Genomic DNA, 13,568 nt, shown 5'->3' with positions numbered 1-13,568 from the left:
TTGTACTTCTTGGTTTCTACCAAGTATCTCCAATGATGACTATCTTGGCAGGTACATCTATTATTTTAGGTGCAGTCTATATGCTGAGAGTAATGAAACGTACTTTCTTTGGTCCATTGGATAATGAAGAGAATAAAAAACTTAAAGATCTAAATGGTAGAGAAACATGGTCACTTATACCATTGGTTGCGATTGTGATTTGGTTAGGTGTATATCCTAAACCAGTACTTGCACCAATAGATAACTCTGTAAAAGCTTTGTTAACTTTTATGGATGAAAAAGCGATTACACAAGAGGCAAAAGATATGATAAAAGTTGCAAAATCCAATAAGGAGGTGAACTAATGTTAGAGCCAATTAATGTGAGTTTAGAAAGCCTGAACCTTATTACCCTGGCACCTATGCTTATAGCAATTGCCGGTGGTTTGATTATTATAATTATTGACCTCCTCAATGGAAAATTACATAAGTCACTTTATGTAATGTTAACGATCTTGGTATTATTTGTTGATTTTGGTTCTGTTTTAGGGCTCAATGTAAATGAACGTGGGTTCTTTGATGTCATGTTGATCGATGGTATATCCATCATCTCTCAACTCATGATCATTGGTGCATCAATGATATTCATACCACTTGCATTGACATCAAAAAGATTCCATGAGTATTCATATCCTGAATTCTTTGCACTTTTCTTGTTTATGATTGCAGGATTCCAATTCATGGTAGCAACAGATAACTTGATCCTTATCTTTGTAGGACTTGAGACTGCATCACTTTCACTCTATACACTTATTGCACTACACAACAGAGCAAATTCATATGAAGCTGCCGTGAAGTACTTTACAATGGGAGCACTTGCAGCTGCATTCTTTGCTATGGGTTCAGCAGTGGTTTATGCATTGACAGGCTCTGTAGAGCTTTACAAAGTAGCTGAAGTACTTGCTACACGTGTAAATGAAACAGGATTGATGATCGCGATCTTTGGTTCATCTGTACTATTGTTGGTTGCTTTTGCATTTAAAATTTCTCTTTTTCCATTCCATACATGGGCACCAGATGTTTATGAAGGGGCTTCTGCACCATTGGCTGGATATATGTCAGTTGTACCTAAAATCGCTGCATTTGTAGTGAGTATTAGAATATTCGGTATGTATATTGATCTTGGTATCGAGTGGGTAAGATGGACAATTCTTATTATTGCAGTTATTACAATGACACTTGCAAACATTATGGCATTGGTACAAGATGATGTTAAACGTATGCTTGCATACTCATCTATCTCTCATGCTGGTTTCATCATGGCAGCACTGGCACTAGATACAACAGAAGGTAACACAGCAATATTCTTATATTATGCACTCTTCATGTTTACCAATCTTGGGGCATTTGCAATGTTATGGATCTCTCGTCATAAAAAGAGAAGATTTGATGCAGGTCATGACCATCCGTATGAGAAATTCGCAGGGCTTATCAAGATCATGCCAATGGGCGCAGTAGTTATGGGGCTCTTTATGTTCTCACTGGCTGGTGTACCTCCATTCTCAGTATTCTGGGGTAAGATCTATGTGATGCAGGCAGCAGTAAATGCGGGTTATATACCATTGGCAATTATAATGGGGCTTAACTCGGCTATCGCTGCATACTACTACTTGAAACTTGTAGTGTATATGTTCCTTAAAGATCCGGTAAAAGATGTAGATGTTGTTTACTATAACATTTCCAAACCATTAACGGTGATCATTGGATTCGCGACAGTGGCAACTGTCGCAGCTATCTTCTATGTACAACCACTTGTATCTTATCTTTACTATATGATAAGTGCCAGCGGGTACTAAAAATTATTATCGTAAGGTTGGTGTTTACCAACCTACGATAAAAGTAATCCTTCCAACTTTTCAACACTTCCTTTTATCACATTTTCAAACTGAGAGTTGTTAAATGTTGTTTGTCTTTTTGCCAGTCTTGCAGTGTTCGTAGTAATTTTCTCAATCAACATTTTTTTGTCATATACACCATCTAGATAGGCCAATGTCTCTTTGATACCTATAGATTTCATACAGTTAGGTGCGCGTGTATACTTTTTCTCAAGCATACATATTTCATCTATTAATCCATCATTTAGCATCATATTAGAGCGTAAGGCTATGCGTTCACGAAGTATTTCCCTTTCAATCTCTATTTGATAGATAGGAAGCGTTTCTGTCACTGTTGGTTTAGGTGGATATTGTTTAAAGTATTGTGTAGGGGTAAGACCGGTCTCCAAATAGATATGCAAAGCTTTTTCTATGCGGTAGGGGTCATTAGATTCTATATTTGACATATATGTATTATCTTGACTGTAAAGCCAGTCATAGGTATTTGGTAAGTCTTGTAAATAGCTATGTGTTTTTTCTTTAGTCTTAATACTGATAGTAGGTAGTTCACTGATACCTTCTATAAGCATCTTCAAGTAAAAACTTGTTCCTCCTACGATCACAAGATTTTTTCTATCTTGTAGACATTGCTCAAATACTTCATGATAAAGCTTGATAAAAGTTGTGACATCAAAGCTTTCATCAGGGTAGAGGTAGTCCATACCATAATGTATAATACCTGCTCGTTCTTCCGGTGTAGGTTTCGCTGAAACGATGTCGATCTCTTTATAAATAGAGAGTGAATCAAGTGACAAAATATATGCATTCATCTGTTGTGCTATCTTTATAGAAAGAGACGTTTTTCCAGATGCGGTAGGACCGATGAGAGCAAGTTGTTTAAAGGTTTCCATAGCGTAATCATACCATAACCCCAAAAAGGATAAAATACATCTTAAGATAAAGAAGGGTAAGAATGAATTTATTTGACAAGAACAATCGTTTTAACATTGCAAATTTGGTAACCTATATGAATGTCTCAGCAGGAATCATGGCTATATTTTTCATCGTTAAAGGTGATTTCTTTACAGCTATAATATTAGCCTGGATAGGCGGTGCCTGTGACATCATAGATGGTAAGTTGGCACGTAAGTACAGTCTTTCAACAGAGTTTGGTATCCAACTTGACAGTTTTGCAGACTTTCTCTCTTTTGTGGTCATGCCAGCTTTTTTACTTTTTTATGCAGTAAAACACTATAGTGGCATATCAGGTGTTGAAGAACTGCTGTTAGGTTTGGTATTTATCTGGTACATTATTAACGGTTTGCGCAGACTTGTGGAGTTTAACCTTAAAGTGGATGTAGGAGAAGTTGAAAAATACTTTGAAGGTGTACCTACTCCATTGGGTGCCATACTCTTATGGATACTTTATTTGTTGAATGCTTATAGTGTTATCACAAGTGGATATGTTATCGCTATTTTAGTATTGGTCATTGCATGGTCATTGAATTCTAAATTAAAAATTCCTCATCCATAGTATGCTATAGTGAATCGTTTTAGAGAAAAGTTGAACCATTTTTCAGAATTGGTCATGTTTAAACACTCAGTGTTTTCTTTGCCATTTATCTTCATTGCTATGCTTGTCGCTTCTCATAATGAAAGTGGGTCAGGCTGGTTTGGTTGGAAGTTATTATTTCTAGGAACACTGGCAGCAGTGACAGCACGCAACTTTGCCATGGGTGTAAATCGTTATCTTGACAGAGATGTTGACATCCTTAATCCACGTACAAAAGGCCGTCCTTCTGTAGACGGTAGAGTTTCAAATACTCAAATGTTAGGCTTTATAGTGATCAATGCATTGTTCTTTATTGTGGTTGCATACTTTGTAAATACTTTAGCCTTTCAGCTCTCTATACCTATATTGTTTGTACTTGGGGCCTATACGTTTTTTAAACGTTTCTCAGCATTGGCACACCTCATACTGGGAGTGAGCTTGGGATTGGCACCTATAGCGGGTGTGGTAGCTGTAAGTGGAGAGATAACACTTTGGTCTGTTTACTTGGCTATAGGGGTGATGTTTTGGGTGGCAGGGTTTGACTTACTCTACTCTCTGCAAGATATGGAATTTGATAAAGCCAATAATTTGCACTCTATTCCTTCGAAGTTCGGCGCAAATAAGACGATGTGGATTGCAAGGGTATTTCACTTTTTAGCCATTGTTTTCTGGGCGTATTTTGTAGTGACAGCAGGATTAGGTTATTGGGCTAAATTGGCAGTACTTTTTTCTGCTATTATGTTGAGTTATGAACATTACATTGTCAACAAAGACTTTACAAAAATTGACAAAGCTTTTTTTACAGTGAATGGTTATTTAGGGTTTGTTTTTTTAATTTTAATTATCATGGAGGTTATATAAAATGCAAATGATGGATATAACAGTTTTATCGCTATTGGCACTGTTGGTTATCATACTATTAATGCTCGTAAGTAAAAATAGTAAATTGGCAAAAGAGAATAAAAAGTTAAACGAGATATTGGATGTGAAAAATGTCACTATATCAAACTATGAGGCGTCACGTGTTGCTGTGAAAGATGTGATAGAAAACTTCTCTTCTCTTGATGATGTGATGGAACTTATCAACTCGGGTGAGAGTAAAGCTTCTGTCTCTGAGAAACTGGGTATACCGGTAAGCAAAATAGAACTGATCATTAAGTTTGATAAACTTAAAAAGAGAGACTAATGTCCAAAAGCTCTTGGGAGACAATTTTAGCTAAAGCCTATGCCTCTCTTGAGGTAGATTATCAAAGATTTTTAGAAGAAGACAAAAGCTATTTTCCTTCTAAGGAAAACTACTTCAACGCCTTTAATACACTTTCTAAAGAGAAAGTCAAATATATCTTATTTGGTCAGGATCCTTACCCGAGAAAAGAGAGTGCAGGTGGATATGCCTTTATCGATACCAAGGTAGAGAATCTATTTTCAAACTCTGGATTAAGTAAAGAGGTTAATCGTGCCACAAGCCTGCGTAATTTTATGAAAATGGCACTTGTTGCAAGTAAGAGATTGGCATCAGATGATACTTCACAAGAAGCTATAAGTAAGTTAGATAAAACACAATTGATCGATTCCATAGATGAGCTGCGGCGTAATTTTGAAAAGAATGGGGTACTTCTTTTAAATACAGCACTTATATTTACAGACAAGGAAAGTACTAAAAAACATGTAAAAGCATGGAAGCCTTTTGTACAAACACTTTTAAACTCACTTGAGGATGATGCACCAAAACTAATCTTATTTGGCACACACGCGAAGGACTTAAAGAAACTATTTTTACTGGATAAATTTGACACGATAGAACTGGAACATCCATACAATCATACGTTTATTTCCAACCCTAAAGCGCTTGAACTATTTGCTCCTATGCACTTACTTGATATCTAAAAGTGTTTTTGAAAGTAATTTAAAGATTTTTTGGCTATAATTGCGCTCTAAATATCGCTACTACATTTTAAATGTGCACTCATAGCTCAGCTGGATAGAGCATCGGTTTGCGGTACCGAAGGTCTCAGGTTCGAATCCTGATGGGTGTACCATTCTAGAAGAGCGACTCTGCCGCTAATACACATCATTTGACATCATTGTTAGATACTTTAAGTTTTTCGAAACTCCCACTTACTACCAGAGTTTTTATAATATCCCTAACTACAGTTCCTCCATGAAAAGTATTTAACAATTTGGGTTTATTGTTAGAATTGGAAAGGTTAAAGAAAGTGTACATTATTTTGTTGTGTTATTCACTCCTTAAACACTACATATAGACTTCCATCGAGAGCGAGAGCAATGAGCAGGAAGAGTACTCAACTACCTCTCATGTTTGTTAGGCTTCTTATGACTTTTATTCTTTTTGTTTTTTTTACGATCATCAGAGTAATGCTTCTCACCATAATAGTCATGCTGATGTTCACCTAGATAGTGTTTATTATGCTTGTAATAGCCATTTTTATGGTTTGGATGCTTAGCTTTCTTGGCCTTTTTTTTGTAGTCGTTTCTATAGTGATCTTGATATCCTCTTTCATAGTAGCGGCCACCACCCAGTCTTCTTCCATCATAGTAGTACTGTCCATTTCTTAACTCACCACCATAATAGTACTTGTTGTTATAAAAGTAGTACGGTCTATCGTCTTGATACCTAGGTTTATCAAAATAACTATAATTTCTTTTATACTGATCATAGTACCCTCTCTCATAGTAGCGACCGCCATCCAATCTTCTACCCTCATAGTAGTACTGTCCATTTCTAAACTCACCACCATAATAGTATTTGTTATTGTATAAATAGTAAGGTCTCTCATCTTGGTACTTCGGTTTATCATAAACACCTAAAATAACATCTACTACAACTCTTTCAAGCAAAGACTGTGCTGATACTTGTAAAGGGATACATACACTTAGACATACTAACCCGGTCATAATCATTTTTTTCATAGTTTCTCCTAAGATTGATAATTGATATAATAAAATTTTTTGGATAAACAAGAAAAAAAGCAGAACAATAGAAGTAAAGTCCCATAGGGCATTTAGCAACCTGGCGATCTTACTCTTCAAGACCCATGGCTTTCCGTCCCTGCTTCACAACAAGTTTGGCACAATAAATAGTATTTAAAATATTTTTTATCTCTAACAAAACTATTATATATACTATTTGATTAAATCACTATTAACAGTTTTGAACTGATCTAAGAAAATTTTTGTGATTAACATAATTTATCTAAAGTAGATAATTGACTATTTTATAAGGTTTTGAAATAAACAAATTAACTCTATGTAACTTATGTTACAGACAGGGACACTTTTACGTGGCATAATAAATTTACATAAGTCAATGAAAGGATATATTATGACATGTAACGTAGGAAAAACAGATAGAACAATTAGAGTGGTAGTAGGTGCAGCAGCAATTGCTTGGGGCGTGATGAATGGTAATATCATTGCTGATGTTGTAGGTGGAGTGCTTCTCTTTACTGCTATTATAGGATGGTGCCCACCTTATGCACTGCTCGGTATCAATACTGGATGCAAAACTAAAAACGACTAAATAAGTCTTTACGTGCTATAGTTATAAAAATATAGCACGGAGTAATTATGCAATTAGCCGCTTATTCCTTTATAGAAAAACTTGAACCAGACGCACTTGCATTTTTGCAAGATCATATACTCCCTGTATCCATCCCTAAAAATACTTTACTCTTTTACCAAGGTGAGATCTGTGACAACATCTTATGGCTTACTTCTGGTGAAGTACGTCTTTATACACAGTCAGACACGATAGAAGAGATAACCCTATATACACTTAAAGCAGGAGAGCAGTGCATCGTCAATACTGCCTCTCTTCTTTCAGGTACAAACGCTGTAGCTTCTGCCGAAACACTAACAGACATTACAGGCTATCTTATAGATGCGCATAGTGTTAAAATGCTAAGTAAAATGAGTGATATATACCAAAATTATCTTTTCTCTTTATACCAACTGCGTTTTGAGGAACTTACAAGTCTAATCAATGACATCAAATTTAAACGCTTAGATACACGCATCATTGAATGGCTTAAAAAACAACCCAACCAGCTCATAGAAATAACACATGCACAATTGGCAATAGAACTAGGAAGTTCAAGAGTTGTAATAAGTCGCATACTTAAAGACTTAGAACAAAAGGGAATAGTTTTACTGCATCGGGGGGAAATAGAGGTTTTATAATTAAAACAAGTGGATGGAAACTCTAAATATATTTGCAATTTAATATCAAAGACTATGCTATAATCTCACACTTTTTTACAGGATATATTGATGGAAATGCTTCTCATTCTTGCTGTTGCACTTGCAATGGACTCAGTCGCCGTCTCAATTGCAATGGGTTCAAAACATAAAAGACTTCTTTTCCCAGAAATTCTATTTATAGCATTTGTTTTTGGAATCTTTCAGGGAATTATGCCTTTGGCTGGATATCTAATCGGAATAAGTTTTTCCCAATATGTTCAAGCATATGACCATTGGATTGCATTTGTATTACTTGTAGGGTTGGGAGCTAAGATGCTCTATGAAGCATACAAAAATGAATTTGATGAAGAGGTAACCGATCTTTCCAATAAAACCCTTATTGCTCTGGCGATAGCAACCAGTATCGATGCAATGGCGGTTGGCGTAACTTTTGCTTTTCTACAAACTAATATTTTTATAGCATCAGGCATTATCGCACTGGTGACATTTGTCTTATGTTTAGGGGCAGTATACATTGGAAAAAAATTGGGTTCTATTCTCGAAGCTAAAGCTGAAATTCTTGGAGGCTTAATTCTTATTGGATTGGGATTCAAAATTCTTTTTGAGCACACAAACATTTTTTAATTGTGTAATGAAAACCTTCGGGAGAATGAAAGAAGTGTCTGAAAAAGGCATGTCTATCTGGAAGAAAAGCTCAATACTTTTGGGAGGTATCAACTACCACACCTTTTTCATAGATGAATATCGCAAAAGTTACATTTAGGTAGACTAAAGATTCTTTTTCTAGCTTCTTGTTGGAAACCTTATAATCTAACATATTTTATAAGGTTTTGGAGGTTATATGTAGAATTGGAAATATTGTCAAAAAGAATAAGCCAGAACATTAGGTCTATATTTATGATTAATATTATAGACTCAAGGCCGTCAGCCGCAGAATTAGAATTTTGTTTCTTTATCCCTCACAAGAGAATCCAAAGAAGTTGTTTTTAACATCTTTTCAATACCCATCTTAGGTTCCAGCCAGTGATTATGCAGTGAACATGGGTTTGAAGCATCACACATTTCAAAACCCAAAATACATCGATCGGATTCTGACGATTCTCCTATGGCTTCAAGAATATCACATAAGTATATTTTTTCAGAATCTACTGCAAGACTAAATCCACCATAACGACCTTTTGAAGCATTGACTAAGCCTTTTTTTACAAGTTCTGTCATAAGTTTGGTTAAATATTTATACGGTAGTTCTAATTCTTTATGTAAAAAAGAAACTGAATGAGGTTTTGATGAGTATCGATGCAAATATGATAAAACGCGAATGGCATATTCAGTTGTTTTGGAAAAATGCATAAATACCCTATAAAATTAAATTATTCTATTGTAACTTATAAATAATAATAGGCTACTTTCTATTGATTTTCTAGATTGTACAATATACTACTTTAAGGTAGTAGTTGTAGAATGTCGATGAAAATAAAAAGTAAGGAAGCAAAATGAGCTTATCACAAACTACAATTACATCTGTTAAAGAGACAATCCCCTTAGTTGGGGAAAATGCTGAAAAGATTACAACTCGTATGTATGAAATTCTCTTTAGTAAATATCCTGAGACTAAACCTCTTTTCGAAAATGCGCAAAGTGATCAACACAAAAAATTGGCAGGTGCTATTGCAGCGTTTGCTGGTAATATTGATAACCTTGGAGCTTTATCCGGTGCTGTGGAAAAAATGGCTACAACCCATGTAGCGACCAATGTTCTTCCAATTCACTATCCAATGGTTGGAGATTCTTTAATTACAGCCATGGGTGATGTTCTAGGAGATGATCTTACTGAGGATCATAAGAAAGCATGGATTGAAGCCTACAATTTTTTAGGTGACATCTTGATGAAACGTGAGCAAGAGCTCTATGAGCAAAAGTAAAAAAAAATACTTTAATCACATTATAGACAGTACCTTAACAGGTATTGGAGCACTTATTGCATTATCAGTCATAGGATTAGTTGCTGAAGAAGTAGGTTATATGATGATAATTGCCCCATTTGGGGCAACAGCAGTTTTACTCTTTAGCGTACCTGATAGTCGTTTTTCAAAACCCATAAATGTTTTTGCTGGATATTTCATTGCTACATTTGTTGGATTTATTGTTTTACATTACAGTAGTGGGAATTGGTTATCAGTAGGTGTTGGTCTTGGAGCAACAATAATGTTTATGCATTTGTTTAATGTAATTCATCCTCCAGCTGGAGCGAACTATTTTATTGTGATTCAGGGACAGTTTACAATGTATTCCGTTGAACCAATCTTTATTGGATTAGTTACGCTTGTGACTATAGGCATTGTTGTAGAGAAAATACGAAAGTCACTTGCAGACAAATGTAACTATTGTCCATAGTTATACACCCTTATAAATGCTAAAGAGGTGCCCCATCTATCAAGCTAAGAGCCTCATTAACATTGAAGATTTTACCTCTAATATTTGAATACCCAAAAGACTCTAATCTTTGAGTGTGTTTATCCAAATATCTGTTTGCGTCTGTAAGATTATCGAATAGATAAATGCCTCCACCTTCTTTTGTTTCTTCATTTTCTGTCCAAATTTTCCAGATTAGGCCCTCTTCATTTGCTATGTCTTTAGCCAAATCAGTAAATGCTTCTGTGAACTCTTCTTTAAACGGTCCTGCATGAGGAAAATCCACTTGTAAAAGATATTTCATGTCTACTCCTAAATATTTTAATAATGAATGTAATGCGGTTTAACTTAATGTAGTATAGTACAGTTTCAATAAGAGGATAACAAAGTAATGAAAAAAATGAAAAATATATTGGAACCATTAAATTTAATATATTATGAATATGATCCAAAAATGAATCTTTTAATATTAGATAAAAATTGGCCTGCAGACTATACTTTTACGGAATTGATAAAAATCACTCATACGCTTAGTAAAAACCATATCAATTTCTTTATTGATGAGAATAAATCTATTGTTATAGCAGATTCAGATACCTTATTCAATAAAATAAAAAGATATTTTAAGTCTACTGTCTCAAACATAAGGAACCGTAAGATGAATATATATATTTTAAGTGATAAAAAAGTGAAATGGGCAAAAAACTTACCTGTATTTGAGATTCAACCTATAAAACAAGATGTTGATTTTTCGACTTATGATGCTTTGATTTTTACATCCAAAAATGCAATTTATGCTCTTGATACTTTTGATAAAACTTGGAAAAAAAAGCCGGCTTATGCTATAGCTCCTCAAACGGCTAAAATAGTTAAGCATTTAGGGGGAAACCTTAAGTTTGTGGGAAAAGAAAAACATGGAGATCAGTTTGCATTAGAGATCGTAAAAAAATTTAAACATCAAAAGCTTCTTTATGTTAGAGCATCTACAGTCGTCTCTGATATTGTAAACATTTTAAATACAAATGATATTGAATGTGATGAATTAATAGTCTATCAAACTGTCTGTAAACCGTTTGACAAAAAAGTAAAATTACCTAAAAATTCAACTATTATATTCTCTTCACCCTCTACTATTGAATGTTTTTTTAAAAATATATCTTGGGATGAAAGTTACAAAGCCATATCAATAGGGAATACAACAGCTCAATATTTTCCATCAAATATTACTCCTGTAATTTCTGATACCACTTCATTAGACTCTTGTGTTAAAAAAGCAATAGAATTAAATAGTTAGAGTTAATTAAATTCTTTATTTTAATGCAAGAGAAAACCTTATAAAGTTATATATTTTATAAGGTTTTCTTCATCGATTTTATTATGTATTTTTCGAAAGCACTCTGTATCATTATGTACAAGGAAGTCAATGTCATATCATCTTAAATTTAAATGGTTCGTTAACCTAATTAAAAAGAATCCACTAGTTTAGGTTTCTAGATCTCCTTCAAAGTACAAAAATCAAGCCCTAACCAAATTTATATTACAATGATACCAATAACTTTAGGGAGTCCCCATCTATGAAAATTTTGCTCATTAACGACAATCCGGTTGTTTCTAGAATGCTTGCACTTTGTACGCGTGATGTGCATATTGGGTTGGATGAAGTGAAGCGTGTAGATGATATGAAAGATGTCAGGTATGACATACTGTTTGTAGATGATGCTTCTTATGTAGATGATATTGATGTTTTACTTGAGGATGGAAGCATAAGAAAAAAAGTTTTTATCTCTTATAATGAAGAGAAAGTTAAAGGTTTCGATGAGACCATTAAAAAGCCATTTTTGCCTTCACAAATTATGAATGTGATCGAAAGTGTTGATATGAGTGAGATCATTGAGGAGCAGGAGGAGGAAAATATTTCTATTTTCCCTTTATCAAAAGAGGAAGAAGTACTACCTGATATTTTTCCTTTGCCTATAGACGATGAAGAAACGGATGATATTTTTGAGCTCGAAGAGAATGCAGGTACGGAGATACTTAACAGTAGTGAGATAGAAAAAATCAAAGCATTGTTAGATATGGATGATGAGATAGAAATGAACGATGTGGCACCTTTGAGTGACGATGAATATGAAGCACGTAAAGTGAAGGTCATCAAAGAGCAGCTGATCGCTGATGGATTAGAGATAGTAGAAGAATTAAGTATCGTAGTGGATGACATATCTAAGAAGACAAAACAAAGTAAAAAGAACAATGAGACGTTGTTTAGTCCAAAGGAACTTGCACAGATAGAAGAAGCAATGGACAGAGCTATCAGTAAGTTAACGCCTAAAAAAATAAAAAAGTTTTTAAAAGGTAAAAAGATAGAGATCAAAATAAAATTAGAGGATGATAAGTAATGCAAAAAGGTGCTATCTTAGTGCTCTCAGGACCAAGCGGTGCGGGTAAAAGTACGATTATCAACGCAGCAGCAGATGAGATAGGTGAATATTATTTTTCTATATCGACAACCACGCGTGCCCCTAGAGTGGGGGAAGAAGATGGTAAAGATTATTTTTTTGTCAGCAAAGAGAGTTTTGAAGAAGACATTAAAGCGGAAAATTTTCTTGAGTATGCAGAGGTGCATGGTAACTACTATGGTACATCACTCAAGCCTGTAAGGAAAGCCTTAGAAGAGGGTAAACTGGTTATATTTGATATTGATGTACAGGGGCATAGACTTGTGCGTGCAAAGATGAATGATATTACGACCTCTGCATTTATCACACCACCAACCCTGAAAGAATTGGAGACAAGGCTTCGAGCACGATGTACAGATGATGAATCTGTTATAGTCAAACGCATTGAAAATGCAAAAGGTGAGATAAAAGCTGTAGGCGAATATGACTTTACTATCATCAATGATACTGTAGATGAGGCAGCAAGGCAATTTGTGATCGTCGCAAAAGCTGCTAGATTGAAACAAAGTACAGAAGATGAAGAAAAATTTGTTGCACAATGGTTAGCTTAAACATATTGCAGTATAATTATTGAAATTAATGCTCAGTGTAGCGAAATATAAAGGATTGACATGGGTATGCCAAGTATGCCAGAATTACTAATCGTATTGGCGATTGTTGTGCTTCTTTTTGGAGCAAAGAAGATTCCAGATCTTGCAAAAGGTATGGGAAAAGGTATTAAAGACTTCAAGAAAGCAATTAAAGATGATGATGAAGAAGAGTCTAAAGAGATCGCTTCTAAAGAAGAGCCAAAAGTTGAAGCTCCAACAGAAGAGAAAAAAAGCGAAAACGCTTAATTTTAATGCTGAGTACCTTGTTACTCAGTATTGATAGTATCCCTCCAAATAGCTATGAAGCTATTTTCTACTACAATTCCATATTAACTATGACGGAAAACCTATGAAATTAAAATTACAAATCAATAACGTGATCAAAGAAGCTTTTATAAAAGCGGGCATAGAACACGAGCCTATGAGTGTCACTGAAGCGACCAAACCTGAGTTTGGAGACTTTCAGTTTAATGGTGCGATGGCTT

General features: G+C 34.8%; 19 protein-coding genes, 1 tRNA gene, 1 pseudogene and 1 riboswitch. Of the genes and pseudogenes, 17 read left to right on the top strand and 4 right to left on the bottom strand.

Translation table 11 applies throughout. The features are described from left to right. Window positions 1-344 (top strand): annotated as a pseudogene (locus ABYK33_RS08385) (NADH-quinone oxidoreductase subunit M); the annotation flags it as partial. Beyond that, window positions 344-1,834 (top strand): NADH-quinone oxidoreductase subunit NuoN, encoded by a 1,491-nt coding sequence (nuoN, locus tag ABYK33_RS08380; protein WP_373032669.1) that lies wholly within the window; start codon window positions 344-346, stop codon window positions 1,832-1,834. The pseudogene ABYK33_RS08385 and the gene nuoN, both read left to right, overlap by 1 nt. Before the next feature lie 32 nt (window positions 1,835-1,866). Here the strand turns inward: nuoN and miaA are convergent, their stop codons facing one another. Further along, a complete protein-coding gene (gene miaA, locus ABYK33_RS08375) occupies window positions 1,867-2,763 on the bottom strand; it encodes a tRNA (adenosine(37)-N6)-dimethylallyltransferase MiaA (protein WP_373032668.1) in 897 nt (298 codons plus the stop codon). A gap of 62 nt (window positions 2,764-2,825) precedes the next feature. Between miaA and ABYK33_RS08370 the strand changes: the two genes are divergently transcribed. The 5 genes from ABYK33_RS08370 (at window position 2,826) to ABYK33_RS08350 (ending at window position 5,443) form a co-directional block, all read left to right on the top strand. After that, window positions 2,826-3,386, top strand: a complete 561-nt coding sequence (locus ABYK33_RS08370) for a phosphatidylcholine/phosphatidylserine synthase (RefSeq protein WP_373032667.1) — start codon at window positions 2,826-2,828, stop codon at window positions 3,384-3,386. Between the two features lie 9 nt (window positions 3,387-3,395). Continuing rightward, window positions 3,396-4,265, top strand: a complete 870-nt coding sequence (mqnP, locus tag ABYK33_RS08365; RefSeq protein ID WP_373032666.1) for a menaquinone biosynthesis prenyltransferase MqnP — start codon at window positions 3,396-3,398, stop codon at window positions 4,263-4,265. Between the two features lies 1 nt (window position 4,266). Next, window positions 4,267-4,590, top strand: a complete 324-nt coding sequence (locus ABYK33_RS08360; protein ID WP_373032664.1) for a sigma-70 family RNA polymerase sigma factor — start codon at window positions 4,267-4,269, stop codon at window positions 4,588-4,590. Beyond that, a complete protein-coding gene (locus ABYK33_RS08355; protein WP_373032662.1) occupies window positions 4,590-5,291 on the top strand; it encodes a uracil-DNA glycosylase in 702 nt (233 codons plus the stop codon). The genes ABYK33_RS08360 and ABYK33_RS08355 overlap by 1 nt, the downstream gene beginning before the upstream one ends. A 75-nt stretch (window positions 5,292-5,366) precedes the next feature. Further along, window positions 5,367-5,443 (top strand) — tRNA-Arg (locus ABYK33_RS08350). A gap of 268 nt (window positions 5,444-5,711) precedes the next feature. Here the strand turns inward: ABYK33_RS08350 and ABYK33_RS08345 are convergent. Beyond that, complete coding sequence (locus ABYK33_RS08345; RefSeq protein WP_373032660.1) at window positions 5,712-6,335, bottom strand: hypothetical protein; 624 nt, start codon at window positions 6,333-6,335, stop codon at window positions 5,712-5,714. Window positions 6,336-6,426: 91 nt separating this feature from the next. Beyond that, window positions 6,427-6,505: riboswitch (cyclic di-GMP riboswitch) on the bottom strand. Between the two features lie 242 nt (window positions 6,506-6,747). Between ABYK33_RS08345 and ABYK33_RS08340 the strand changes: the two genes are divergently transcribed. From ABYK33_RS08340 to ABYK33_RS08330, 3 genes are all read left to right on the top strand, one after another. Beyond that, entirely contained in the window at window positions 6,748-6,945 is a 198-nt protein-coding gene (locus tag ABYK33_RS08340) for a DUF2892 domain-containing protein (protein ID WP_373032659.1), read from the top strand. 47 nt (window positions 6,946-6,992) lie between these two features. Further along, window positions 6,993-7,604, top strand: a complete 612-nt coding sequence (locus ABYK33_RS08335; protein WP_373032658.1) for a Crp/Fnr family transcriptional regulator — start codon at window positions 6,993-6,995, stop codon at window positions 7,602-7,604. Between the two features lie 90 nt (window positions 7,605-7,694). Continuing rightward, a complete protein-coding gene (locus ABYK33_RS08330; RefSeq protein WP_373032657.1) occupies window positions 7,695-8,249 on the top strand; it encodes a manganese efflux pump MntP family protein in 555 nt (184 codons plus the stop codon). 312 nt (window positions 8,250-8,561) lie between these two features. Here ABYK33_RS08330 and ABYK33_RS08325 read toward each other — a convergent pair whose 3' ends face one another. After that, the gene (locus ABYK33_RS08325) at window positions 8,562-8,975 is read right to left on the bottom strand and encodes an Rrf2 family transcriptional regulator (RefSeq protein WP_373032656.1); all 414 of its coding nucleotides are present in this window, start codon (window positions 8,973-8,975) and stop codon (window positions 8,562-8,564) included. A 143-nt stretch (window positions 8,976-9,118) separates the two neighbouring features. On the opposite strand from ABYK33_RS08325, the gene ABYK33_RS08320 reads away from it, so the two are divergent. Further along, window positions 9,119-9,547 carry a globin domain-containing protein gene (locus ABYK33_RS08320; protein ID WP_373032654.1) on the top strand — a complete coding sequence of 143 codons (429 nt, stop codon included), beginning with the start codon at window positions 9,119-9,121 and terminating at the stop codon, window positions 9,545-9,547. Further along, entirely contained in the window at window positions 9,534-10,019 is a 486-nt protein-coding gene (locus ABYK33_RS08315) for an HPP family protein (RefSeq protein ID WP_373032652.1), read from the top strand. Before ABYK33_RS08320 ends, ABYK33_RS08315 begins: the two co-directional genes overlap by 14 nt. Before the next feature lie 19 nt (window positions 10,020-10,038). Here ABYK33_RS08315 and ABYK33_RS08310 read toward each other — a convergent pair whose 3' ends face one another. Continuing rightward, window positions 10,039-10,341, bottom strand: coding sequence for a monooxygenase (locus ABYK33_RS08310; protein ID WP_373032651.1), 303 nt, complete (start codon window positions 10,339-10,341; stop codon window positions 10,039-10,041). Between the two features lie 87 nt (window positions 10,342-10,428). On the opposite strand from ABYK33_RS08310, the gene ABYK33_RS08305 reads away from it, so the two are divergent. The 5 genes from ABYK33_RS08305 to ABYK33_RS08285 all read left to right on the top strand — a co-directional run. Next, window positions 10,429-11,331, top strand: a complete 903-nt coding sequence (locus tag ABYK33_RS08305; RefSeq protein ID WP_373032650.1) for a uroporphyrinogen-III synthase — start codon at window positions 10,429-10,431, stop codon at window positions 11,329-11,331. 280 nt (window positions 11,332-11,611) lie between these two features. Continuing rightward, window positions 11,612-12,433 carry a hypothetical protein gene (locus ABYK33_RS08300; protein ID WP_373032649.1) on the top strand — a complete coding sequence of 274 codons (822 nt, stop codon included), beginning with the start codon at window positions 11,612-11,614 and terminating at the stop codon, window positions 12,431-12,433. Beyond that, complete coding sequence (gmk, locus tag ABYK33_RS08295; protein WP_373032648.1) at window positions 12,433-13,044, top strand: guanylate kinase; 612 nt, start codon at window positions 12,433-12,435, stop codon at window positions 13,042-13,044. The genes ABYK33_RS08300 and gmk overlap by 1 nt, the downstream gene beginning before the upstream one ends. Window positions 13,045-13,104: 60 nt before the next feature. Then, entirely contained in the window at window positions 13,105-13,329 is a 225-nt protein-coding gene (locus ABYK33_RS08290; RefSeq protein WP_373032646.1) for a twin-arginine translocase TatA/TatE family subunit, read from the top strand. A 103-nt stretch (window positions 13,330-13,432) separates the two neighbouring features. Next, window positions 13,433-13,568, top strand: a 136-nt coding sequence (locus ABYK33_RS08285) for a hypothetical protein (protein WP_373032670.1), incomplete at its 3' end; no start/stop codon positions are given.

The organism is Sulfurovum sp., from assembly GCF_041562805.1.
GTDB lineage: Bacteria > Campylobacterota > Campylobacteria > Campylobacterales > Sulfurovaceae > Sulfurovum.
Note: the sequence above shows the minus strand (reverse complement) of the source record. Positions and strands in the feature narration are given on the sequence as shown.

What these genes read in the sequence shown, in the direction of transcription:
- ABYK33_RS08370 (WP_373032667.1), top strand. Translation starts at nt 2,826, where the DNA reads ATGAATTTATTTGACAAGAACAATCGTTTTAACATTGCAAATTTGGTA.
- ABYK33_RS08300 (WP_373032649.1), top strand. Translation starts at nt 11,612, where the DNA reads ATGAAAATTTTGCTCATTAACGACAATCCGGTTGTTTCTAGAATGCTT.
- ABYK33_RS08325 (WP_373032656.1), bottom strand. Translation starts at nt 8,975, where the DNA reads ATGCATTTTTCCAAAACAACTGAATATGCCATTCGCGTTTTATCATAT.
- ABYK33_RS08305 (WP_373032650.1), top strand. Translation starts at nt 10,429, where the DNA reads ATGAAAAAAATGAAAAATATATTGGAACCATTAAATTTAATATATTAT.
- ABYK33_RS08290 (WP_373032646.1), top strand. Translation starts at nt 13,105, where the DNA reads ATGGGTATGCCAAGTATGCCAGAATTACTAATCGTATTGGCGATTGTT.
- ABYK33_RS08330 (WP_373032657.1), top strand. Translation starts at nt 7,695, where the DNA reads ATGGAAATGCTTCTCATTCTTGCTGTTGCACTTGCAATGGACTCAGTC.
- ABYK33_RS08315 (WP_373032652.1), top strand. Translation starts at nt 9,534, where the DNA reads ATGAGCAAAAGTAAAAAAAAATACTTTAATCACATTATAGACAGTACC.
- ABYK33_RS08345 (WP_373032660.1), bottom strand. Translation starts at nt 6,335, where the DNA reads ATGAAAAAAATGATTATGACCGGGTTAGTATGTCTAAGTGTATGTATC.
- ABYK33_RS08355 (WP_373032662.1), top strand. Translation starts at nt 4,590, where the DNA reads ATGTCCAAAAGCTCTTGGGAGACAATTTTAGCTAAAGCCTATGCCTCT.
- ABYK33_RS08360 (WP_373032664.1), top strand. Translation starts at nt 4,267, where the DNA reads ATGCAAATGATGGATATAACAGTTTTATCGCTATTGGCACTGTTGGTT.
- ABYK33_RS08320 (WP_373032654.1), top strand. Translation starts at nt 9,119, where the DNA reads ATGAGCTTATCACAAACTACAATTACATCTGTTAAAGAGACAATCCCC.
- nuoN (WP_373032669.1), top strand. Translation starts at nt 344, where the DNA reads ATGTTAGAGCCAATTAATGTGAGTTTAGAAAGCCTGAACCTTATTACC.
- ABYK33_RS08335 (WP_373032658.1), top strand. Translation starts at nt 6,993, where the DNA reads ATGCAATTAGCCGCTTATTCCTTTATAGAAAAACTTGAACCAGACGCA.
- ABYK33_RS08340 (WP_373032659.1), top strand. Translation starts at nt 6,748, where the DNA reads ATGACATGTAACGTAGGAAAAACAGATAGAACAATTAGAGTGGTAGTA.
- gmk (WP_373032648.1), top strand. Translation starts at nt 12,433, where the DNA reads ATGCAAAAAGGTGCTATCTTAGTGCTCTCAGGACCAAGCGGTGCGGGT.
- miaA (WP_373032668.1), bottom strand. Translation starts at nt 2,763, where the DNA reads ATGGAAACCTTTAAACAACTTGCTCTCATCGGTCCTACCGCATCTGGA.
- ABYK33_RS08310 (WP_373032651.1), bottom strand. Translation starts at nt 10,341, where the DNA reads ATGAAATATCTTTTACAAGTGGATTTTCCTCATGCAGGACCGTTTAAA.